Annotated in this window: 21 protein-coding genes; 5 read left to right on the top strand and 16 right to left on the bottom strand. The window is 71.5% G+C overall.

Annotated features, from left to right (window positions below; genetic code table 11):
- Position 1 precedes the first annotated feature (1 nt).
- The 8 genes from KE274_RS03960 to KE274_RS03925 form a co-directional block, all read right to left on the bottom strand.
- Complete coding sequence (locus KE274_RS03960) at positions 2-1,096, bottom strand: polysaccharide biosynthesis C-terminal domain-containing protein (protein ID WP_211541348.1); 1,095 nt, start codon at positions 1,094-1,096, stop codon at positions 2-4.
- On the bottom strand, positions 1,093-2,145 hold the full coding sequence (locus KE274_RS03955; protein ID WP_211541347.1) for a polysaccharide biosynthesis protein: 1,053 nt from the start codon (positions 2,143-2,145) through the stop codon (positions 1,093-1,095). The genes KE274_RS03960 and KE274_RS03955 overlap by 4 nt, the downstream gene beginning before the upstream one ends.
- Positions 2,142-3,362, bottom strand: a complete 1,221-nt coding sequence (locus tag KE274_RS03950; RefSeq protein ID WP_211541346.1) for a glycosyltransferase family 4 protein — start codon at positions 3,360-3,362, stop codon at positions 2,142-2,144. The genes KE274_RS03955 and KE274_RS03950 overlap by 4 nt, the downstream gene beginning before the upstream one ends.
- Positions 3,359-4,024, bottom strand: coding sequence for a NeuD/PglB/VioB family sugar acetyltransferase (locus KE274_RS03945; protein ID WP_211541345.1), 666 nt, complete (start codon positions 4,022-4,024; stop codon positions 3,359-3,361). The genes KE274_RS03950 and KE274_RS03945 overlap by 4 nt, the downstream gene beginning before the upstream one ends.
- Positions 4,017-4,637, bottom strand: coding sequence for a sugar transferase (locus KE274_RS03940; protein WP_211541344.1), 621 nt, complete (start codon positions 4,635-4,637; stop codon positions 4,017-4,019). Before KE274_RS03940 ends, KE274_RS03945 begins: the two co-directional genes overlap by 8 nt.
- On the bottom strand, positions 4,634-5,764 hold the full coding sequence (locus KE274_RS03935; RefSeq protein ID WP_211541343.1) for a DegT/DnrJ/EryC1/StrS family aminotransferase: 1,131 nt from the start codon (positions 5,762-5,764) through the stop codon (positions 4,634-4,636). Before KE274_RS03935 ends, KE274_RS03940 begins: the two co-directional genes overlap by 4 nt.
- The gene (locus KE274_RS03930) at positions 5,761-7,635 is read right to left on the bottom strand and encodes a polysaccharide biosynthesis protein (RefSeq protein WP_307872141.1); all 1,875 of its coding nucleotides are present in this window, start codon (positions 7,633-7,635) and stop codon (positions 5,761-5,763) included. The genes KE274_RS03935 and KE274_RS03930 overlap by 4 nt, the downstream gene beginning before the upstream one ends.
- Positions 7,636-7,722: 87 nt before the next feature.
- The gene (locus KE274_RS03925) at positions 7,723-8,883 is read right to left on the bottom strand and encodes a hypothetical protein (RefSeq protein WP_211541342.1); all 1,161 of its coding nucleotides are present in this window, start codon (positions 8,881-8,883) and stop codon (positions 7,723-7,725) included.
- Between the two features lie 71 nt (positions 8,884-8,954).
- Here KE274_RS03925 and KE274_RS03920 point away from each other — a divergent pair, with 71 nt between their 5' ends.
- Together KE274_RS03920 and KE274_RS03915 are read left to right on the top strand one after the other, a co-directional pair.
- A complete protein-coding gene (locus KE274_RS03920; protein WP_211541341.1) occupies positions 8,955-10,319 on the top strand; it encodes a polysaccharide biosynthesis tyrosine autokinase in 1,365 nt (454 codons plus the stop codon).
- Positions 10,320-10,423: 104 nt separating this feature from the next.
- Positions 10,424-11,887 (top strand): polysaccharide biosynthesis tyrosine autokinase, encoded by a 1,464-nt coding sequence (locus KE274_RS03915; protein WP_211541340.1) that lies wholly within the window; start codon positions 10,424-10,426, stop codon positions 11,885-11,887.
- A gap of 16 nt (positions 11,888-11,903) precedes the next feature.
- Here KE274_RS03915 and KE274_RS03910 read toward each other — a convergent pair whose 3' ends face one another.
- Positions 11,904-12,347 (bottom strand): GtrA family protein, encoded by a 444-nt coding sequence (locus KE274_RS03910; protein WP_211541339.1) that lies wholly within the window; start codon positions 12,345-12,347, stop codon positions 11,904-11,906.
- A gap of 60 nt (positions 12,348-12,407) precedes the next feature.
- On the opposite strand from KE274_RS03910, the gene KE274_RS03905 reads away from it, so the two are divergent.
- Together KE274_RS03905 and KE274_RS03900 are read left to right on the top strand one after the other, a co-directional pair.
- Positions 12,408-13,193, top strand: a complete 786-nt coding sequence (locus KE274_RS03905) for a glycosyltransferase family 2 protein (protein ID WP_211541338.1) — start codon at positions 12,408-12,410, stop codon at positions 13,191-13,193.
- Positions 13,190-14,641, top strand: a complete 1,452-nt coding sequence (locus KE274_RS03900; protein WP_211541337.1) for a hypothetical protein — start codon at positions 13,190-13,192, stop codon at positions 14,639-14,641. Before KE274_RS03905 ends, KE274_RS03900 begins: the two co-directional genes overlap by 4 nt.
- 87 nt (positions 14,642-14,728) lie before the next feature.
- Here the strand turns inward: KE274_RS03900 and glmM are convergent, their stop codons facing one another.
- The 7 genes from glmM to KE274_RS03865 all read right to left on the bottom strand — a co-directional run bounded on the left by glmM (position 14,729) and on the right by KE274_RS03865 (position 20,855).
- Entirely contained in the window at positions 14,729-16,087 is a 1,359-nt protein-coding gene (glmM, locus tag KE274_RS03895) for a phosphoglucosamine mutase (RefSeq protein WP_211541336.1), read from the bottom strand.
- Positions 16,088-16,101: 14 nt separating this feature from the next.
- Entirely contained in the window at positions 16,102-16,587 is a 486-nt protein-coding gene (rpsI, locus tag KE274_RS03890; RefSeq protein WP_101847253.1) for a 30S ribosomal protein S9, read from the bottom strand.
- Between the two features lie 26 nt (positions 16,588-16,613).
- Positions 16,614-17,060: a 50S ribosomal protein L13 gene (rplM, locus tag KE274_RS03885; RefSeq protein WP_211541335.1), complete on the bottom strand. Its 447-nt coding sequence runs from the start codon at positions 17,058-17,060 to the stop codon at positions 16,614-16,616.
- A gap of 182 nt (positions 17,061-17,242) precedes the next feature.
- The gene (locus KE274_RS03880; RefSeq protein ID WP_211541334.1) at positions 17,243-17,911 is read right to left on the bottom strand and encodes an endonuclease/exonuclease/phosphatase family protein; all 669 of its coding nucleotides are present in this window, start codon (positions 17,909-17,911) and stop codon (positions 17,243-17,245) included.
- Between the two features lie 44 nt (positions 17,912-17,955).
- Positions 17,956-18,804 (bottom strand): tRNA pseudouridine(38-40) synthase TruA, encoded by an 849-nt coding sequence (gene truA, locus KE274_RS03875; protein WP_211541333.1) that lies wholly within the window; start codon positions 18,802-18,804, stop codon positions 17,956-17,958.
- Between the two features lie 48 nt (positions 18,805-18,852).
- Positions 18,853-20,391 (bottom strand): APC family permease, encoded by a 1,539-nt coding sequence (locus KE274_RS03870; RefSeq protein WP_211541332.1) that lies wholly within the window; start codon positions 20,389-20,391, stop codon positions 18,853-18,855.
- Positions 20,392-20,489: 98 nt separating this feature from the next.
- The gene (locus KE274_RS03865) at positions 20,490-20,855 is read right to left on the bottom strand and encodes a winged helix-turn-helix transcriptional regulator (RefSeq protein ID WP_211541331.1); all 366 of its coding nucleotides are present in this window, start codon (positions 20,853-20,855) and stop codon (positions 20,490-20,492) included.
- Between the two features lie 96 nt (positions 20,856-20,951).
- On the opposite strand from KE274_RS03865, the gene KE274_RS03860 reads away from it, so the two are divergent.
- Complete coding sequence (locus KE274_RS03860) at positions 20,952-21,800, top strand: SDR family oxidoreductase (protein ID WP_211541330.1); 849 nt, start codon at positions 20,952-20,954, stop codon at positions 21,798-21,800.
- Positions 21,801-21,820: the final 20 nt, after the last annotated feature.

Raw genomic sequence — 21,820 nt, 5'->3', positions numbered from 1 at the left:
GTCACACTGCCTCGGCAATCGTGTCGGGGTTCGCGGGGTCGAAGATGTCGTTCGTCCAGAACGACGTGTAGAGCACGTCGTCACCGATGTTCGTGATGTTGTGCGCCCACAGGGTCGGCATGTCGACCGCGCCGGGCGCCTCGCCCGAGACCTCGAACGACACGACCTCCTCAGAGTACAGGCGGCGCAGCGAGATGCGGGCCCGCCCCTGCAGCACCGTGAACCGTTCGATCTTGCGGCGGTGGAAGTGGTCGCCGCGCGTCACGCCGGGCACGGTCGTGGAGAACGACGACTGGCCCGGTCCTCCGTGCGACCGGATGATCTCGAAGAAGGAGCCGCGCGCATCGGCGTGCCGGGTCAGGTCGATGGGCGACTGCGCCGGGAACGTGTACGAGCGGTAGGTGTTGAACAGGTCGCGGTCGAAGTCGTCCGCCACGCTCGGGATCTCGCCGCGGCCGTACAGCTGCGCGTAGCCCTGGAGTCGCGCCAGCAGTCCCGTGACGGTCTCGTGGCGCTCCCGCTCGGCCATCGCCGCGACCGGCACGACCCCGCGCAGCACGTCGGCCGCGTCCTGCGCGTGCAGCAGCGTGAGCTCCCTGTCCTGCTCGACCGCGGGCTGCTCGCCGGCCGCGATCAGGTGGCTGAAGGTCGCGGTGACCGCGTTGTAGAACGGCCGTCCGTGCTCACCGAACAGGTTCGGCAGCCGCACGTCGACGAACTCCGCGCCGATCGCCTCCGCCGCGTCCGCGAGCACACCGGCCGCGGCGGCCTTGGCCTCGCCGTACACCGAGCCGTTGCCGGCCTGGATCGAGTTGGCGAACACGACGACGCTCGGCGGCTGTGGCGCGGCACGCAGCGCCTCCGCGAGCTGCTCCGCGAACACCCGGTTGCCGTCGCCGACCTCCTCGTCGGTGCCGCGGTTGACGCCCGCGATGTGGATCACGCGGTCGGCGCCGTCGAGCGCGGCGGTCGCGGCGGCCGCGTCGAACCCGGAGCCGAGCGCGATCGGCGAGACCTCGACGCCCGCTTCCTGCAGCGCGCCGCGCAGGTGCCAGCCCAGGAACCCGCCGGCCCCGGTGACCGCGAACCGGGTCACGCCTGCGTCCCGCGGGTCTCCGGGAGTCCGGCCGCCCGCAGCTCGGCGCGCACCTCCGGCAGCGTCAGCAGCAGCTCCTCGACCTCCTCCACCGCCATCTGCTCGACGGTGTGCGAGTCGTAGTCCTCGAAGCGGCTCTGGGCGACGTCGCCCTCCTCGAAGTACACGCTGTAGTTCAGGTCGCGGTTGTCGGCCACCACGCGGAAGTAGTCGCCCATGTCCCGCGCGCGCGACAGCTCCTCGCGCGTCGCGAGCGCCTCGGACAGCTTCTCCGCGTGCCGGGTGCCGATCACCTCGATCGTCGCGTCGGAGCGGAACAGGTTCAGCACCGCCTGCGCGAGCGTGCCGATCGACGTGGCCTTCGCCTTGCGCACGAACAGGTCGCCCTGCTGCGCGTTGCGGAACGCGAACTCGACCAGGTCGACCGAGTGCGCGAGCGACATCATGAACCGGGTCATCTCGGGGTTCGTGACCGTGATGTTCCCGCCCGACTTGAGCTGGCGGATGAACAGCGGGATGACGGAGCCGCGCGAGTACATCACGTTGCCGTACCGCACGCACGACACCGTGGTGGCGGTGTTCGGGTTGTTCAGGCCGTGCGACTGCGCCACCTTCTCCATCAGCGCCTTCGACATGCCCATCGCGTTCACCGGGTACACGGCCTTGTCGGTGCTGAGCGCGACGACCGAGGACACCCCGTTGCGGTCGGCGGCGCGCACCACGTTCTCGCTGCCGTGCACGTTGGTGCGCACGGCCTCCATCGGGAAGAACTCGCACGAGGGCACCTGCTTGAGCGCGGCCGCGTGGAAGATGAAGTCCACGTCGCGCGTCGCCCGCTCCACGCTGTCGTAGTCGCGCACGTCACCCACGTAGAACCGCAGCCGGGAGTCGCGCACCTCGTGCCGCATGAGGTCCTGCTTGGCCTCGTCGCGGCTGAAGATGCGGATCTCGGCGACATCGCGCTCGAGCAGCTTGCGCGCCACGGTGTGCCCGAACGAGCCGGTACCGCCCGTGACCAGGACCCGCGCGCCGTTGTAGGAGTCGCTCATCGTGTGCCCGTTCCCTTCGCGGCCGCCGTGAGCAGCCGTTCGATCGTGGATATCCCGGAGTCGCGGGAGAAGCTGGTGTCGTACAGGTCGCGGCCGCGGCGGCCCATGGCGGCCCGCTCCTCGGCGGGGAGGGCGGCGGCGGCACGGAAGGCGTCCGCCATCGAGCCTACGTCCTCCGCGTCCGCGGTGAGCCCGGCCGCAGCCCCCTCCACGAGCCCGCGCACGTCGCCCTGCACGGTCGTGATGACGGGAAGGCCCGCGGACAGCACGGCCTGCAGCTTGGACGGGATCGTGCCGCGGAAGACCGGCATGTCCTTGAGCGACACCAGCGCGTAGTCGGCGGCGGCGTAGACCTCCGCCATGCGCTCGCGCGGCACCGGGTCGAGGAAGCGCACGTTGTGGGCGCCGAGGCGGGTCGCGAGGGCCTGGAGCTCGGGCTTGAGCACGCCGTCTCCCACGATCGTCAGCTCCACGCCCGCATCGGCGGCGGCATGAGCGGCGTGCACGGCGGTCGCGAGATCCTGCATGTCGCCCACGTTGCCGGCATAGACCACGACCGCGCGGTCACGCTCCGCCGGGGGAAGCGCCGGGGACACGGGCTCGCCCGCGTCGGCCCAGTTGTACACGAGGTGGGTGCGTTCGGCAGGGGCACCGCGCGACACGAGCGTGCTCACCATGGTCGGCGCGATCCCGATCACGGCACCCGCCCGGCGGTAGGCGCTGCGCAGCCAGGGCCCCAGCACACCGGACACGACCTTCGCCTTCGTGCCGCCCGTCATCATCGAGGAGCCGACGATGGAGTCGGGCCACAGGTCCTGCACGTGCAGCACGTACGGGCGTCCTCCGGTCACGCGCCACAGCCACGGGCCGAACCCCGCCGTCATCTGCGTGGCGTACACGTACACGACGTCGGCCCCGCGGGACAGGCGCCGTGCGGTGGCCGAGCTGAGCGCGAACGAGGCGTAGTTCAGCAGCCGGCGCACGGCGCTCTGCGAATGGTCCGCGAACAGCGGCACCCGCCACACCTGCACGCCGCCGTCGTCCTCCGTGGAGCGCCACCGCTGCCGGTAGCCGGGGAACACCCGCCCGGTCGGGTAGTTGGGATAGCCCGTGAGCACCTTCACCTGATGCCCGCGCTGCGCGAGCCCGTGCGCCAGATCGGCCGGCAGCGGCACGGCCTCCGGCGGATAGTACTGCGAGACGATCAGGACCCTCACGCGCCGGGCTCCTTCGCCAGCACCCGCGCCGGGACGCCGACGACCGTGGTTCCCGCGGCGACGTCTCTCGTGACGCACGCGGCCGCACCGACCGTGGCACCGGCGCCCACCGTGAGCCCCTGCAGCACCACGGATCCGGCCCCGAGCAGGGTGCCGGTCTCGACGGTCACGGTGCCCGATACGATCGCCCCCGGGTTGACCGACACGTGGTCGGCGAGCACCGCGTCGTGCCCGATGATGCTCGCGGGGTTGAGGTGCACGTGGTCGCCCAGGGTCACGTTGGTCGACACCTGCACGCCCGCCGCGATCACCACGCCCTCCCCGATCCGCGTCTGCGTGCCGATCACGGCACGCGGGTGGATCAGCGTCGCGGCCCGCAGACCCGACGCACGCAGGCGCTCCGCGACCCGGCGCCGCACGTGCGGTGCGCCGATCGCCACGACGAACCGCTCGTCGCCGACCGCGTGGGGCAGCCATTCGTCCTCGCCGCCGAGGAACCGCACGCCCCGCGCGGCGAGGCGTTCCAGGTCCACGGCGCGCGGGCCCGCGTCGACCACCCCGAGGAGCTCGAGCGCCTCCCCCTCCGCGATCAGCGCCGCCACCACGTCGAGCGTCTCGCGGCCGAAGCCGCCCGCGCCCAGCACCACGATCCGCTCAGCCATGCGCCTCTCCGAACCTGCTCATGGTCGCGTGCCCGTCGGCGGAGATGCCGTCGCGCCGCACGACCGAACCGACCGTGGCGATCACGATCCGCAGGTCCAGACCGACGCTGCGCCGATCGACGTACCGCACGTCCTGCGCGAAACGGCTCTCCCACGTGACGGCATTGCGCCCCGTCACCTGCGCGAGCCCCGTGATGCCCGGTCGTACCTCGTGCCGCCGGGCCTGCTCCGGCGTGTACCGGTCGAGATACTCCACCAGCAGCGGCCGCGGACCCACGATGCTCATGTCGCCGCGGAGCACGTTCCACAGGCTCGGCAGCTCGTCCAGGCTGGTCGAGCGCAGCCGGGCGCCGAAGGGCGTGAGCCGCTCGGCGTCGGTCACCCACCCGCGGGCGGGGTCGACGGGGCGCATGGAGCGGAACTTGTAGAGCGTGAAGATGCGGCCGTCGCGTCCAGGGCGCGGCTGCGCGAACACCACGGGCCGCCCGAGCCGCACGGCCACGAGCACCGCGGTCGCCGCGATCACCGGGGAGAGCAGCACGAGGGCGACCGCGGAGACCACGATGTCGAGTGCGCGCTTGACCGCGTCGTACGGGCGGAAGCGGGCGCTCATCGGTCCAGGAAGCCGCGGATCGCCGTGACCACGCGCTCGCGCTGCTGGTCGGTCAGGGCCGAGCCGCTGGGCAGCGTGAGACCGCGTGCGAACAGCGACTCCGAGGCGCCGCTGCTCTTGCGCCGCGCCTGCGCGAACACGGGCTGGGCGTGCATGGGCTTCCACAGCGGGCGGCTCTCGATGCTGTCGGCGGTCAGGGCCGCGGCCAGCTCGGACGGCTCCCAGCCAGTCACGGCGGGGTCGACCAGGATCGACGTGAGCCACACGTTGTCGTGCTCGTCGCCCTCGGCGCCGAACACCTCGACGCCGTCCACCTCGGCGAACAGCTGCTTGTACAGCTCGCGCATCTCGCGGCGGCGGGCGATCATCGCGTCGAGCCGGGCGAGCTGGGCGCGACCGAGGGCCGCGAGCAGGTTGCTCATGCGGTAGTTGTAGCCGATGTCGGTGTGCTCGTAGTGCACCACCGGCTGCCTCGCCTGCGTCGCCAGGTAGCGGACGTGCTGGGCCAGCTCGGCGTCGTCGGTCAGCAGCATGCCGCCGCCCGACGTGGTCATGATCTTGTTGCCGTTGAACGACACGACCGAGGCGCGGCCGAAGCTGCCGGTCGCGCGACCCGCGTGGCTGGCCCCCAGCGACTCCGCCGCGTCGGCCAGCACGGGCACGCCGTACTCCTCCGCGGCCGCGAGGATCCCGGTGTAGTCCACGGCCTTGCCCAGCAGGTCGACCGGCACGATCGCCGCCACCCGCTCTCCCGCGTCACGCAGTTCGGCCAGGGCCTCGCGCAGCAGCGCCACGTCCATGTTGCCGGTGCGCGGATCCGCGTCGATGAAGTACGGCTCGGCGCCGGTGTAGACGATCGCGTTGGCGGTCGCGGCGAAGGTCATCGACGACGTGAGCACGACGTCGCCCCGCTGCACCCCCAGCGCCAGCAGCCCGAGGTGCAGCGCCGCGGTGCCCGAGCTGAGTGCCACCCCGTGCGCCACGCCCACGCGGTCGGCGAGCTCGCGCTCGAACGCGTCCACGTCGGGGCCGAGCGGGGCGATCCACCCCGATCGCATGGCCGCGACCACGGCCTGCTCCTCCGCCTCGCCGACGTCCGGCGACGACATGTAGATCCGCTCGCTCACTCCTGGGATGCCTTTCCGATGTGCACGGGCTCGATCGTCACGGTGTCGTTGACGCGCGGCGTCGAGAACATCCGCTGCATCCACCCGTCCTTGTCGAGCCGCTCGGGGGTGATGGTGTCGGCGCGGGTGTGCGACACCTTGGGATGGAACGGACGCTCCAGGTTCTCGCGGGAGCCGACGAGCTCCTCGTGGAGCTTCTCGCCGGGCCGCAGACCGGTGAAGACGATCTCGATGTTCTTGCCCGACATCGCGATCATGCGCTTGGCGACCTCGAGGATCGACACCGGCTCGCCCATGTCGAGGATGAGCACCTCGCCCGCACGTCCGATGCCGCCCGCCTGCACCACGAGCTGGCACGCCTCGGGGATGGTCATGAAGTACCGCGTGGCCTGCGGGTGCGTGACCGTGATGGGCCGCCCCTCCGCGATCAGGCGCTGGAACGTGGGAAGCATCGACCCGCGGCTGCCGATCACGTTCCCGAACCGCACCGAAAGGTACCGCATGCCGGTCTCCTCCCCCGCCCACGCCGTGAGCTTCTCGGCGACGCGCTTGGAGTGACCCAGCACGCTCGTGGGGTTCGCAGCCTTGTCGGTGGAGATGTTGACGAAGGTGGAGACGCCCACCCGGCGCGCCGCGTTGATGACGTTGAGCGTGCCGATGACGTTGGTCTTCCATGCCTCGTCGGGGTACTGCTCCAGCATCGGCAGGTGCTTGAGCGCCGCGGCGTGGAACACGACCTCGGGCTGCCGTTCGAGGAAGATGCGGTCGAGCGTGGCGGTGTCGCGGATGTCGGCCAGCACCACGTCGTTCGTGTCGAGCAGACCGTGCCCCGCGGTGCCGAGCTGGGCGACCTGGAGGCCGGTCTCGTCGCGGTCGACCATGATCAGTTCCCGCGGGCCGTACTTGGCGATCTGCCGGCACAGTTCCGAGCCGATCGAGCCGCCCGCCCCGGTGACCAGCACGCGCCGGCCGGTGATGTAGCCGGCGATCAGCTCGACGTTGGTGTCGACGGGGTGCCGGCCGATCAGGTCCTCGATGCTGATGTCGCGGACGTCGGTCAGGGCCTTCTCGCCCGAGGTCATCATCTCCAGCGTCGGCGTGACCGCCACGCGCAGCCCGGCCGCCTCGGCGCGGTCGGCGAGGGTGCGCAGCAGGGTGCTGTCGGCGCGGGCGATCGCGATGACCGCCAGCTTGGCCCCGGTGCGCTGCGCCGCCTCGGCGAGTTCGCGCGTGGTTCCCACGACCGAGACGCCGCGCAGGCGCAGGTTGCGCTTGTCGGGATCGTCGTCCAGCAGCCCCACCGGGCGGATCGGCGAGTTGGGGTCGGTGGTCATGTTGGCGAGCAGCTTGTCGCCGATGAAACCGGCGCCGATGATGAGCGCGGGTTCGGCGTCGGCGCCCGGCTTGCGGGAGCGTTCGATCAGCAGGCGAGCGGCGTAGCGCACGCCGAACATCAGCAGCAGCACGAACGGGAAGGCGAGCATCAGGGTTCCGCGGGGGATCCCCACGACCGGCCCGATCGGGATGAGGGCCACCGAGAGCAGCAGCGCCTCGATGACCACGATGAGTGCCAGGGTCCTGACCTCGTCGAACGAGCCGTACGTGAAGCGGCCGCGGTACAGGGCCGTGACGTAACCGACCACGATCTGGATCGCACCGGCGACGATCGCGAGCACCATGGTCGCGATCCAGGAGTCGGCATCCATCCGGAGCTCGAACCGCAGCGCGATCGCGATCACCACGCCGAAGCTCCACGCCAGGCCGTCGACGACCGCGGCCAGCCGCCGTCGTCGGCGCTGCGTGACGGAGCCCTCGGCCAGAATCGAGATCTCGCCGGCGGACACGTCGAGCCCCGCGTCCTTCTTGCTCACGAGTGTTTCGCCCCCTCCGGACTTTCTTCACTCCCCTGGACATATGCTCTCACAGGGAACGAGCAGGTCCGTGCGTTATTGGCGCGTTCAGCCGGCCGGCGGGTCTGTTCCTTCGGGCGGGGTCTCTCCGCCCGTGCCCGGGTCGGTCGGGGGCGGGGTGGCGCCGTCCGAGGGCTGGTCCTGCTGCCCGTCGGACTGTCCGCCCTGCCGGCGCTGCGTGTCGGCGCGCTGCTGGTCGATCTCGGCGCGGAGTTGATCGTCGAGCAGCGCGGCGAACGCGTCGCGGTACGTCGCCAGCGCGGCCTGCCCCGCGGTCGTCCACGGGTCGGCGGCCGCGACCGCCGCAGCGGCATCGGTCACGGCGGTGCGGAACGACTCCTCCGCCCGCTGCTGTTCGGCCGTCGCCTCCGCCGCCGCCGGCACGAACGAGGCGAGGTAGGCCGTCACGGGCGGGGTCGCGGCGGGTCGCAGCGCATCGAACGCCGTGCGGATCGTGCGCATCTCCGCCGTCGCCTGGTCGAGCACGTCCAGGTCGTCCTGCGCCTCGTCGATCGCCCGCCCCACGTCCACGAGCGAGTCCTCGTCGATGTCGGCGCGGCGATACTCGGCGGGCAGCTCGGGCACGGCCACCGCCGCCAGCCCCGCGAGGTAGGTATCGAGCGCCGCGACGGCACCCTGCTCGAGGGCCTGATCGGCCACCGGCAGCACATCCTCGTCGTCGGAGGACGCGGGATCCCGCACTGTGGCGGTGTCCACGATCGCCGTGCGCAGCGCGGTCGCCTCCGCGGTCTGCGCCCCCAGATCGGCCACGAGCGCGTCGCGCGCGGAGGTGAGAGCCTGATGCGCGTTCTGGATGGCCGCCTCGTCGGCCTGCAGCGATTCGAGGGCGCTCGCCGCCGGACTCGCGGTCGCCGCCTGGATGCCGCCCACCGTGAGGGCCGCCGCGACCGCGAGCACCGCGAGCGCGACGGCGGACGAGGTCAGCAGGTCGGGACGGCGACGAGGACGCCGGGGCCCGCGGGTCGGCCGGGCTGCCTCCGCCGTGAACGGCACGGCCGTGCGCGCCGCGGCCTCCGCCATGCGCGCGAGCTCCCGCGTGTCGGCCAGCGGCGCGGGCGCCGATCCTGCCCGGCGCGGCTCACCGACCAGTTCGCGCAGACGCGACCGGGTGCGCGTGTCGTCGAGCACGACGTCCGCACGGTGATCCGAGCGCGGACCATCGGGGAAGAGATCGCGGAGTGCCGTCATGCTGCCCTTCGGGGAGTGGGTAGTCTCAGGAGACGATACCCCCGATCCGCACGACCGAGCACGGGAGAACCATGCAGTTCCAGGACTACCTCCGGGTCCTGCGCCGCCAGCTCGTCATCATCCTGGCCGGCGCCGTGATCGGGCTGTCCGTCGGAGCCCTGATCGCGATGCTCACGCCGCAGCGCTACCAGGCCACCACCGAGGTGATGGTCACGGTGCAGCTCGGCGAGACCGCGAGCCCCACCGAGCGCGCCCTCGCGACGAGCTACGCCAACCAGGTCGTGCAGACGTACCGCGACATCGTCACCAGCTCGATCGTGCTCGACCGTGTGATCGACGACCTCGGGCTCGACGTCGACCGCGCCGAGCTCGCCGCGTCCGCCGACGCGTCCACACAGCTCAACAGCGCGATCCTCTCGATCCGCGTGAACGACACGAACCCCGGTCAGGCGGCCCGGGTCGCGAACGGCATCGCCGACAGCTTCTCCGCCGTCGTGTCCGACACGCTCGAGCTGCGCGAGCAGGAGACCTCCTACTCGATCCACATCGTCACCCTGCAGGCCGCCCAGGTGCCCACCGCCCCGGTCGCGCCCAACACCCAGCTGATGCTCGTGGTCGGCGGGATCGTCGGTCTGGCGGCCGGTCTCGCCGTGGCCCTCCTGCGCTCGCTGCTCGATCAGCGCGTGCGGACGGCCGCCGATGTGCAGGCCGCCGTGTCGGTTCCGCTGCTGGGGCAGATCCCCCTCGACCCGGACACGGTCGACCGCCCGCTGGCCGTCAGCTCGGCTCCGCAGAGCGCGCGAGCCGAGGCCTACCGGAGTCTCCGCACGAACGTCCGTTTCCTGTTCGAGAACGGGAAGGGCGTGTTCGTCGTCACCAGCTCCGGGCCCGGCGAGGGCAAGTCCACGACCGCCGCGAACCTCGCCCTCGCGTTCGCGGACGCCGGGCACCGGGTCGCCCTGATCGACGCCGACCTGCGGCTGCCGCGCGTGGCGGAGTACTTCGGCATCGAGGGCGGCATCGGGCTGAGCGACGTGCTCGCCGGACGCGTGCGGCTGAACGACGTGGTGCAGCGCTGGGGCCGCAGCTCGCTGTTCCTGCTCCCCGCCGGCACCGTGCCGCCCAACCCGGCGGAACTGCTCGGCTCCCCCGCCATGCAGCACCTGGTCGACGCGACGAGCGAGGCGTTCGACGTGGTCGTGATCGACGCCCCTCCGCTGCTGCTCGTGACCGACGCCGCCGTGATCGCACGCGTGACCACGGGGGCCCTGCTGATCGCGGCCGCCGGAGCGACGCAGGCGGGGCGGCTCGCGGCGGCCGCGAAGAGCATCGAGGCGGTCGACGCCCGCGTGCTCGGCACCGTGCTCACGAAGGCCCCGCTGGGCCGCCGGGAGCACACCGCCCAGGCCTCGTACGCCGCCGCCGCGCCACGCTGATCGACCCGTCCGGCGCGGCGCCCACCCTGTGGGACAATGACGGGATTTGACTCTGCGGTTCACCGAAGTGGGGGAGCCGCCCAGCAACAGAAGGAATCTGCCGCGTGGAACTTCGCGACTATGTGCGCATCCTGCACCGGAACTGGATCCTGATCCTGGTCCTGCTCCTCCTCGGCCTCGCGGGCGGTGCCGGGTACGCGGCGCTCCAGCAGCCCAAGTACGTCGCCTCCACGCAGCTGTACGTGTCGGTGCGCACCGAGGGTGCCGCGACGGGAGACCTGGTGCAGGGCACGACGTTCGCTCGGCAGATGGTGACCAGCTACGTCGACGTGGTCGGCACCGCCCTCGTGCTCGAGCCCGTGATCGAGGAACTGGGCCTGGACGACACGGTCGCCGAGCTCAGCAGCCGCGTCACCGCGACCACGCCGCTGAACACCGTGCTGATCGACGTGACCGCCACGGACGGCGATGCGCAGCGCGCGGCCGACATCGCCAACGCGGTCGCCGTCAGCTTCCAGGACGCCGTGCAGAACACGCTCGAGCAGCCCGCCGTGGAGGACGCGGTGAGCCCCGTGCGCATCACCGTGACCGAGCCGGCAGAGGTGCCCACGGCCCCCACCAGCCCGAACGTGCGACTGCTGGTCATCCTCGGCGGCATCATCGGGCTGGCCCTGGGCGTTGCCGTGGCGATGCTGCGCACCGTGCTCGACAACCGTATCCACACCCTCCACGACATCGAAGCCCTCACCGAGCGTCCCGTGCTCGGCGGCATCGCGTACGACCCCGAGGCCACCAAGCGTCCGCTGATCGTGCACGCCGACCCGCGCAGCCCCCGCGCGGAGTCCTTCCGCAGCCTGCGCACCAACCTTCAGTTCCTGAACCTCGACGCGGGGCCGCGGATCTTCGTCGTCTCCAGCGCCGGCCCCGGCGAGGGGAAGTCCACGACCACCGCCAACCTCGCCATCGCGCTCGCGGAGACCGGGGCGAGGGTCGCGCTCGTCGACGGCGATCTGCGCCTCCCCCGGGTCGCGGACTACATGGGCATCGAGGGCGGGGCTGGCCTCACCGACGTGCTGATCGGGCGCATGGACATGGCCGACGCCCTGCAGAAGTGGGGCACCACCGACCTGTACCTCCTGCCCAGCGGCCAGGTGCCGCCGAACCCGAGCGAGCTGCTCGGCTCGGCCGCGATGGACCAGGTGCTCGCCTCGCTCGGCGAGTACTTCGACTACGTCCTGATCGATGCACCGCCGCTGCTGCTCGTGACGGATGCCGCGGTCGTGGGCGCCAAGACGCGCGGCGTGATCCTCGCCGCCGCCTCGGGCAAGACCAGGAAGCAGGAGCTCTCTGGCGCGGTGCGCGCTCTCGAGACCGCGGGCGTCGGGCTGCTCGGCATCGTCGTGACCATGCTGCCCACCAAGGGACCGGACAGCTACGGCTACGGCGCGTACACGTACGGTGCCACGCACGACGCCGACGGCACCCCGATCCACTCGGGGCGGCACGCGTCGAAGCGCGGTCGCACGCGGAAGTCCCGCACGGCGAAGCCGGCCAGGGTCCGCGCCTGATCCGGGCGCGGGCCGTTCAGGCCTTGGGCGCGACCCGGAACACCACGCCGTGGTAGAGCACGAAGCGCAGCAGCACCACGATCACGATGCTGGTGAGGTTCACGGCGTTGACCGCGATGGCGCCCGGGGCGCGGCCGAGGATGCCCGTCGCGGCTTCCACGCCCACCCACACCAGGGCGGCGCCGAGCGCGGTGCACGCGGCGTTCGTCGCGAGGAACAGGACCACCTCGGACACGCGGCCGCGACGGTCGCGGTGCCGGAACGTCCACTCGCGGTTGCCGATGTAGGCGTTGATGAGCGCGACGAGGGACGCGACGATCTTCGCGGCGACCACGTCCCAGCCCCACACGTACACGAGAAGGTTGAACACGCCGACCTCGATCAGGGTGCTCACGGCACCGACGACGAGGAACCGGCTTCCGACACCGGCGAGGCGGCGCAGTCGTGAGGGAGGATTCATGGCTCAACTAGGCTACTTCCTGAACGCGCCCGCGCCCCGCCACCCCCATCCGAGGACTCCGTGACTCTCCGCCATCTCGCCATCGTCATGCCCGCCTACAACGAGGCGGAGGGCATCGAGGGATTCGTCGACGAGATCCGCGCCGCGGTGGCGCCGCTCGCCGACACCGTGTCCTTCCACATCGCCGACGACCGGTCGACCGATGCCACCGCGAGCACGTTCGACGAGGTGGCCGACACGACGGTCGTGGTGCAGCCGGCCAATCGCGGGCACGGCCCCACCGCGCTGGCCGCCTACCGCGCCGGGCTCGCCGCCGAGCCCGAGGTGCTGGTGCACGTCGACGGCGACGGGCAGTTCCTCGGCAGCGACTTCCCCCGGCTGATCGGCGCGCTCGTGGCCGAGGAGGCCGACGTGGTGCACGGCGTGCGCGACGGCCGCACCGACCCCTGGTACCGCAAGAGCCTCACCGGGGCCGTCGGGCTCCTGATCGCTCTCGCCGCCGGGCGCCGCATCCCCGACGTGAACACCCCTCTGCGCGCCTACCGTCCCGAGGCGCTGCGGGTGCTGCTCGACGCCGTCCCGGCCGACGCGACCGTGCCGCACGTGCACTTCTCGCTCGCCGAGGCCAGGGCCGGGTTCCGCGTGCGCTACCTCCGCGTCGCCAGCATCCCGCGCCGGGGTGAGTCCTCCACGGGCACCATGTGGGGTCGCGGTGCGGGCGTGACGCTGCCCCCGAAGCGCCTTCGCCTGTTCGTCCGCGCCGCGCTCGGCGAGGCGTGGGAGCTGTCGCTGCGGCCGTCCGCCCCGCTGCGCGCCGTGCGGCGCCCGGAGCCCGTCGCGCGATGACGCGGACGCGCACGATCCTGTTCTGGGCGGCCGCGGCCGCCCTGCTGGCAGGACACGCGATCCTCGCCTGGCACAGCCTCACCGTGTGGCGGTTCTGGGAGGACGAGGCGTTCAACCTGACCGTGCCGCGCAATCTGCTCGCCGGCCTCGGCTACGCGAGCGACGGCGCCCTGTCCGGCTCGGTCATCACGCCGTTCGATCCGCGGATCTCCACCGGACCGGTCGTGCTGCTGCCGGTCGCCGCGACCCTCGCGACCGGGATGGACCCGGTACTGGCGGCGCGACTGGTGCCGCTCGCGTTCTGGGTGCTGCTCCTGGCGGGGCTGTGGCTGCTCGGCCGCCGCATCGCCGGCCGATGGGGTGCGCTCCTCGCGGTCACGGTGCCGCTGGCGTTCACCGCGAGCGCCGGTGTCTCCCCCATCCAGGGCCCCGCGGATCTGCTCGGCGAGATCCCCGCCGCCGCCCTGATCGTGTGGGCGCTGGTCGTGCTGCCGCGTCGCGCCTGGCTGGCCGGGCTGCTGGTGGGCCTCGCGGTGCAGGCGAAGCTCATCGCGCTGCTCGTGCTGCCCGCGTTCGCGGTCGCGCTGTGGGTGCTGTCGGACGGCACCGGCTGGGCGCGGCTGCGCGACACCCTGCGACGCTCCTGGCTGCCGCTGCTGCTCGTGGCGGTGCCGACCGCGCTCGTGGAGCTCGCGGCGCTGCTGTCACTCGGGCCGGCAGGGTTCGTGGAGCACCTGCGCGCGCTCGTGCAGTTCGTGCGCAGCGGCGGCCAGGGGGACGCCGCCACCTCGGTGCTGCAGAAGCTCGGCACGCTGGCCGACTCGTGGTCGCTGCCGGGCGTGCTCGCCGTGGTCGCAGCGGTGATCGCGCTCGCGCTCGTCGTGACAGGGGTGGTGCGACGCTGGCGCACGGCCACCGACGCCGAGCGCATCGTGATCGCCTACGCGCTCGCTGCTCTCATCGGCGCGCTCGCCTTCGTGGGATGGTGGGCCACGGCGTCGCGGCTGCCGCTGTGGGTGCGGCATCCGGCGCCCGGGGTGCTGGCGTTCTTCCCGGTGCTCGCCGCGGTCGCGCTCTGGGCTGTGCCGCTGCTGCCGCGCCGCGGGTTCGTGCGCCTCGCGGGCATCGCGGGGGCGGCGGTCCTGGCCGCGATCGTCGCGGGCGGGGCGGTCACGCATGTGGCGTCGTGCTTCTCCCCGCGCGACGTGACCCTGGAGGGACAGCGCGCCGCGGTCGCCCCGCTCACGGCGTGGGTGGCGGACAACGACGTGGAGTGGCTCGCCGCGGACCCGTGGGGGGCGGCGGTCGCGCCGATCGTGCTCACGGGCGCACACCTGGGCCTCGCGGATGCCCCGGCCATGGCGCAGGTCCCACGTCTCACGGGCGGAGCCTGCACCACCGAGACCCTCGCCGACAGCGGCTACTTCCGTATCTGCGCCGCCCCCTGATCCGGTTTCGGGTCGCGAGAGCTCCGGGTCACGGGAACGCGAACGGCCGGCCGCCACAGGGCGACCGGCCGTTGCACGAGAGCAGGATCAGAGCGCGAGGCGCTCCTGCACCACGGCGGCGAGACGCTCCGCGTAGACGCGAGCGGACTCCGAGTCGGCGGCCTCGACCATGACACGCACGAGCGGCTCGGTCCCGGACTTGCGCAGCAGCACGCGCCCGGTGTCACCCAGCTCGGCCTCGACGTCACGCACCGCCTGCTGCACGACCTCGTCGTCGGCGACGCGATCCTTGTCGACGTCGCGCACGTTGATCAGCAGCTGCGGATACACCGTCATGACCGAGGCGAGCTCGGCGAGGGACTTGCCCTGACGCGCCATCTCCGACACCAGGTGCAGTCCTGTGAGGAGCCCGTCGCCGGTGGTCGCGTACTCGCTCATGATCACATGACCGGACTGCTCGCCGCCGAGCGCGTAACCGCCCTCATTCATGTCTTCGAGCACGTACCGGTCGCCCACGGCGGTCTGGCGCACGGTGATGCCGTGTTCGCGCATCGCGACGTGCAGGCCCAGGTTGCTCATGACCGTGGCCACGAGCGTGTCGTCGGTGAGGACGCCCCGCTCCTTCATGGACAGCGCGAGGATCGCCATGATCTGGTCGCCGTCGACGACCGTGCCGTTCGCGTCGACCGCGAGGCAGCGATCGGCGTCGCCGTCGTGCGCGATACCCACGTCGGCGCCCAGCCGCACCACGGCCTCGGCGAGGTTCTCCAGGTGCGTGGAGCCGACGCCGTCGTTGATGTTCCAGCCGTCGGGGTCGGCGCCGATCACGGTCACCTCGGCCCCCGCATCGCGGAACGTCTCCGGGGAGACGCCGGACGCGGCGCCGTGCGCGCAGTCGAGCACCACGTGGATGCCCTCCAGGCGGTGCGGCAGCGAGCCGAGCAGGTGCACGACGTAGCGGTCCTCGGCGTCGGAGAAGCGGTCGATGCGACCGACGCCCGCGCCGGTGGGGCGCAGCTTCTCGCCGTGCATGGCCTCCTCGATGCGCTGCTCGACGATGTCGGGCAGCTTGCGGCCGCCGCGGGCGAAGATCTTGATGCCGTTGTCGGGCGCCGCGTTGTGCGATGCGGAGATCATCACCCCGAAGTCGGCGTCGCGGTCGGCCACCAGGAACGCGAGCGCGGGCGTCGGGATGACCCCGGCCTCGAGCACGTCGACGCCCGAGGACGCGAGCCCCGCCGAGACGGCTGCGGTGAGGAAGTGCCCGGAGACCCGAGGGTCGCGGGCGACCACGGCGGTGAGTCGCTTGCCTTCGGCTTTGCGAGCCTCCGCGGTACGCCCCTGGCCCAGGACGACAGCAGTCGCCTGGGCCAGGGTGAGCGCCAGGTCGGCGGTGAGGATGCCATTGGCGAGTCCTCGCACGCCGTCCGTGCCAAAGATCGGCATCGGAGCAGTGGACCTTAACGCTTCGAGTACTGAGGCGCCTTACGGGCCTTCTTGAGTCCGGCCTTCTTGCGCTCCTTGACGCGAGCGTCGCGCGACAGGAAGCCGGCCTTCTTCAGGGTCGGACGGTTGTTCTCCGCGTCGATGCCGTTGAGGGCACGCGCGATGCCGAGACGCAGCGCGCCGGCCTGGCCGGAGTCGCCACCACCCGAGATGCGGGCGATCACGTCGTAGGCACCGGCGAGGTTCAGCGCGGTGAACGGGTCGTTGATCAGCTGCTGGTGCAGCTTGTTCGGGAAGTAGTCCTCGAGCGTGCGGCCGTTGACCGTGATGGTGCCCGAGCCGGGAACCAGACGCACGCGGGCGATGGCCTGCTTGCGACGGCCGACAGCGGCGCCCGGAACGCTCAGCACGGGGCGGGGAGCCGCCTCGACTGCGTCGGTCTCGGGGGTCGAGGTCGAGAAGTTCTGGAGGTTTTCGGTGGTGTCCTGGATGTCAGCCACGAGTATGTCCTTAGTCTGTACGGCGCTTACTGGGCGACCTGGTCGAGGGTGTACGGCTGGGGCTGCTGAGCGGCGTGCGGGTGCTCGGCACCGGCGTACACCTTCAGCTTCGACAGCTGCTGGCGGCCCAGGCTGTTCTTCGGGAGCATGCCACGGATGGCCTTCTCCACGGCGCGGACCGGGTTCTTCTCGAGCAGCTCGGCGTAGTTGACGGCCTTCAGACCACCCGGGTAGCCCGAGTGACGGTAGGCGATCTTCTTCTGGAGCTTCTGACCCGTGAGCGCGACCTTGTCGGCGTTCACGATGATGACGAAGTCACCCGAGTCGATGTGGTTGGCGAAGGTCGGCTTGTGCTTGCCACGCAGGAGCGTAGCGGCGTGCGAAGCCAGACGGCCGAGGACGACGTCGGTGGCGTCGATGACGACCCAGTCGCGCTGGACTTCGCCAGCCTTGGGGGTGTAAGTGCGCGTCACGATAGTGCTGCTTTCTTGTCGAACGGAGGTGTTCGTGAATCCCACTCCGGGGTGGTTCTTCCCGACAGGGAGGAACACGCCAGTGGAGGGCTCACGTTCGGATGTGCGTCTTCCTCGCAGTACAGGGAAGGGCACCAAAGAGTCAGCATACGCCACGGACGGCCCCGCGGCCAAACCGGCGGTCAGTCGGGGCGCACCGTCACCAGGATCGGACGATGGTCGCTCGACCCCTGCGGCAGCGTGGTGATCCGCTCGATCTCGAAGCCCGTGGAGGTGGCGAAGTCGTAGTGCCCGCGGAACACGCGGTAGCGCGTGTACGTGTGGTCGTCGCTGAGGGACAGCGCGTAGCCGTGGTCGCGCACCGCCTGGCCCAGGTTCTCCTTGAACACGGGGTAGTTGTAGTCGCCGACCATCAGCTGCGGCAGGCCGTCGCCCAGGCTCGCGAGCTCGGTCAGCGCCGCCCGGATCTGGTGGCGTCGCAGCGAGTTCAGAGCGGTCAGGGGCGCCGCGTGGAACGACGCCACGATGAACTCGCCGCCGTCGTCGATGTCGCGCAGCCGCGCCCCGAGCACCCGCTCGTGCGCGGGCTTGGCGATGCGGTCGTGCAACGACTTCTTCAGCCCGAGCGTGCGGATGCCCTGCAGCCGGTACGTGCTCTCGCGGTAGAACAGCGCGAGACCGAGGCGATTGCCCTGCGTGGCGTCGGCCAGCACGAGTCCGCCGATGCGGTCGGGCAGCTCGGGCACGTCGCACTCCTGCAGGCACAGGATGTCGGGGTCGTGGTCGCCGACGAGCGTCGCCAGCTCCCCGGCCGCCCGGTGCTTGCGCAGGTTGTAGGAGATGACCTTCATGACCGTGCCAACGCTACCCGCCCCTGCTGTGACCGGGATCCGGATCAGTCCGACTCGCGGTCGCGGCGCGCACGGGTCTGCGCCGCCCTGGCGGCCAGCTGCTCGTCCGCGGGGTAGCCGACCTCGGTGAGCGTGAGCCCGCGCGCCGCGAGCACCTTGAACTCGCTGGTCCTGGTCAGGGCGTCGCGCAGGATCACCAGGTCGTCCACGCCCAGGCGCCCCTCCCCCACGGCCGCGCACGCGCCGACGAGCGCGCGCACCATGCTGTGGCAGAACGCGTCGGCCTTGACCTCCGCCACCAGCACGCCGTCCGCGTCGCGGGCCCAGCGGTAGTCGAGCAGGGTCCGGATGGTCGTGGCCTCCTCGCGCGGCTTGCAGTAGGCGGCGAAGTCGTGCAGCCCGATCAGGGTGCGCGCCGCCGCGTCCATCGCGCCCTCGTCGAGCCGGCCGCGGATGCTCGTGGTGTCGGCGCGGCGCAGGGGGTCGTAGCCCGCCGCACCGTCGGCGAGGCGGTACCGGTAGCGCCGCCACACCGCCGAGAACCGGGCGTCGAACCCCTCGGGCGCCGCGGAGGACCGGGTGACGGTCACGTCGGAGTAGGCCCCGAGCACGCCCCGCATGCGACCGGCGATCGAACCGGCCGGATCCTCCGCCGCCCGGCCATGCCTGGCCTCGATGCGCGACCACTGCCGCTCGTCCAGGTCGACGTGCGCGACCTGTCCGCTCGCGTGCACGCCGGCGTCGGTGCGTCCGGCCACCACGAACTGCACGTCCGAGCCGACGATCCGGGCGAGCGCCGCCTCCAGCGTGCCCTGCACGGTGCGGAGCGTCGGCTGCTTCGCCCAGCCGCGGAAATGGGTGCCGTCGTAGGCGATGTCGAGCCGGATGCGCACGAGGCCAGCCTAGGACAAGCCCCGCGCGCGCCCGCGGCCGGACGCCCCTCAGATGCCGCCGTCGACCGAGCGGATCGTCGCTCCCGGCTCGTCGGGCACCATCACCTCGGTGTCGCGGTTGAGGCTCTCGCCGCGGAAGAAGCGCTTCGACCGCGGGAACAGGAACCACAGGAACATCAGCACCAGGCCGATCGCGAGCGAGCCGATGCCGATCACGAACGTGCCGCCGATACCGAACAGCACGGTGTAGCCGTAGTCGACGTCCCACATGTCGATCGCCGACTGCACGAACGCGCCGGTCAGCAGCACGGCCCCGACGAGCGGGAACAGCCCCTTGAAGAAGAAGTCGCGCGCCGAGCGGAACAGGTCGGCACGGAAGTACCAGACGCACGCGAACCCGGTGATGGCGTAGTAGAACGCGATGGCGAGGCCGAGCGACAGGATCGAGTCCTGCAGGATGTTGTCGCTGATGAGCGTCATGCCCACGTAGTACGCCGAGGCGACCACGCCCATCACGATGGTCGAGAACGACGGCGTCTTGTAGACGGGGTGCACCTCCTTGAACTTCGCCGGCAGGGCACGGTACACGCCCATCGCGAGCGTGCCGCGGGCGGTCGGGAGGATGGTCGTCTGCGTCGACGAGATCGCGGAGATGATCACCGAGACCACGAGCACCCAGCCGAATGGACCCAGCAGGCCGTCCTTGATGGCGAGGAAGAAGTCGTCCGCGTTGGCCTCGTTGCCCAGGCCCGTGCCGTCGGCGCCGAGACCGGCGTACATCATGGCCGCGATCGTCACCGACACGTAGGTGACGAGCAGGATCACGCAGGTGAGCACGGCCGCGCGGCCGGGGATGCGCTTGGGGTCCTTGGTCTCCTCGTTGAGCGCCAGGCACGTGTCCCAGCCCCAGTAGATGAACAGGGCCAGCAGGATCGCCTCGGTGAAGCCCGACCAGTCGGTGAAGCCGAACGGGTTCAGCCACTCCCACGAGAACGGGGTCGCGTCCGGTGCATCGCCGGTGAAGAACTGCCACAGGGCGGCGACCACGAAGATCGCCAGGGCCAGGTACTGCACGGCCAGCAGGATGTTCTGGATGCGCTCGCCGATCTCGACACCGCGCCAGCTGACCCAGGTCATGGCCGCGATGAAGAGCACCGCGACCACGATGATCCGCCAGTCGTTGTTCTCCAGGTCCTGGCCGAGCAGCGACCAGAAGTAGACGGAGGCGATCTGGGCGAGGTTGGCGAGCACGACCATGCCGGCCACCGCGACGCCCCAGCCGCCCATCCAGCCCACCCACGGCCCGAACGCCTTGGTGCCCCAGGTGAAGGTGGTTCCGCAGTCGGGCACGGCGTTGTTGAGCTCGCGGTAGGCGAAGGCGATCAGCAGCATCGGCACGAAGGCGATCACGAACGCGATCGGCGCCTGCGCCCCCACTGCGAGCACCACGAAGCCGAGCGTCGCGACGAGGGAGTAGACGGGTGCCGTGGAGGCGAGACCGATGACGGTGGATCCCCACAGGCCGAGGGTGCCTGCGGCCAGCCCCTTGCCGTCGGGTCGTTCAAGGTGGATGGGCGTCGTTGCCATGCTGAGACAGTACGACGACCTGCGGTATCCCGTCAATCCTTTTCTTTGGACGACGGATTCCGACCAAGCCCCGTCATCTCACAACGGAATCCGTGGGATCAGTCCCGACCGAGCATCCCGTCGGCGTGCGTCGCGACCCACTCCATCAACGGCAGCATCCGCTCCATCAGATCGCGCCCCAGCGGGGTGAGGCTGTACTCCACGTGCGGCGGCACGGTCGGCAGCGATTCGCGGTGCACCAGGCCGTCGGCCGACAGCGTGCGCAGCGTGGTGGCCAGCATCTTCTCGCTGATGCCGTCGACCTCCCGCCGCAGCTCGCCCCAGCGCCGCGTGCCGTCCGACAGACACGACAGCACCAGCACGCCCCACTTGCTCATGATGTGGTCGAGCACCACGCGGGTCCCGCAACCCTGGTCGAACACCGTGGGCGAAGACTCCCGGATTTCCGCAAAACTCACCGACATGTAGGTACCTTACGCCAAAGTGGGTACCGGTTGGGCGGAATGCGCCAGGGGCCCGCGCGGGTTGGGCCAGGTGTTCACCTACGGAAGGACCGCCACATGACCACCACCCTCGTCGCCGGAGCCACGGGACACCTCGGACGCCTCATCATCGCCGCCCTCCTCGCCCGCGGCGCCGACCCGGAATCGATCGTCGCCGGCGCGCGCGACGTGGCCAAGGCCGCCGACCTCGGCGTGCGCGTCGTGCCGCTCGACTACGACGACCCGGCCACGGTCGCCGCCGCCCTCGACGGCATCGACACGGTCGTGCTCGTGTCGGGCTCCGAGGTCGGCCGCCGCGTCGAGCAGCACCGCGCCGTGATCGACGCCGCCGCGGCCGCCGGCGTCTCGAAGCTCGTGTACACGAGCGCCCCGAGGGCCACCACGAGCGACCTCGTCCTCGCCCCCGAGCACAAGGCCACGGAGGAGCTGATCGCGGCGTCCGGCATTCCCGCCGTGATCCTGCGCAACAACTGGTACACGGAGAACTACGCCGCCGACCTGGCCCGCGCGGCCGAGACCGGCGTGCTCGCCTCGGGTACCGGCGACGGCCGCGTGGCCTCCGCCAACCGTGCCGACTTCGCCGAAGCCGCCGCCGTGGTCGCCCTGGAGGACGGACACACGGGCGCGGTGTACGAGCTCGGCGGCGACGTCGCCTGGGACTACGCCGAGCTCGCCGCCGCGATCGCCGAGGTCACCGGGCGCGAGGTCACCTTCGTGTCGCTGACCGAGGAGCAGCAGCTCGCGGCGCTGCGGGAGGCCGGGCTCGACGAGGGCACGGCGGGCTTCGTGGTCGCGCTCGACGCCGGCATCCGCGGGGGCGCGCTGGCCGAGACCGACGGCACGCTCGCGCGGCTGATCGGCCGCCCGACCACGCCGCTCGTGGAGGGGCTGCGCGCGATCGCGTGAGTCCGCCGGAGCCCCGCCGA

The sequence above is a fragment of the Microbacterium paraoxydans genome (assembly GCF_018224615.1).
In the GTDB taxonomy this organism is placed as follows: domain Bacteria; phylum Actinomycetota; class Actinomycetes; order Actinomycetales; family Microbacteriaceae; genus Microbacterium; species Microbacterium paraoxydans_B.
The sequence above is the reverse complement of the archived record's forward strand: the minus strand, read 5'-3'. Positions and strand labels throughout refer to the sequence as shown.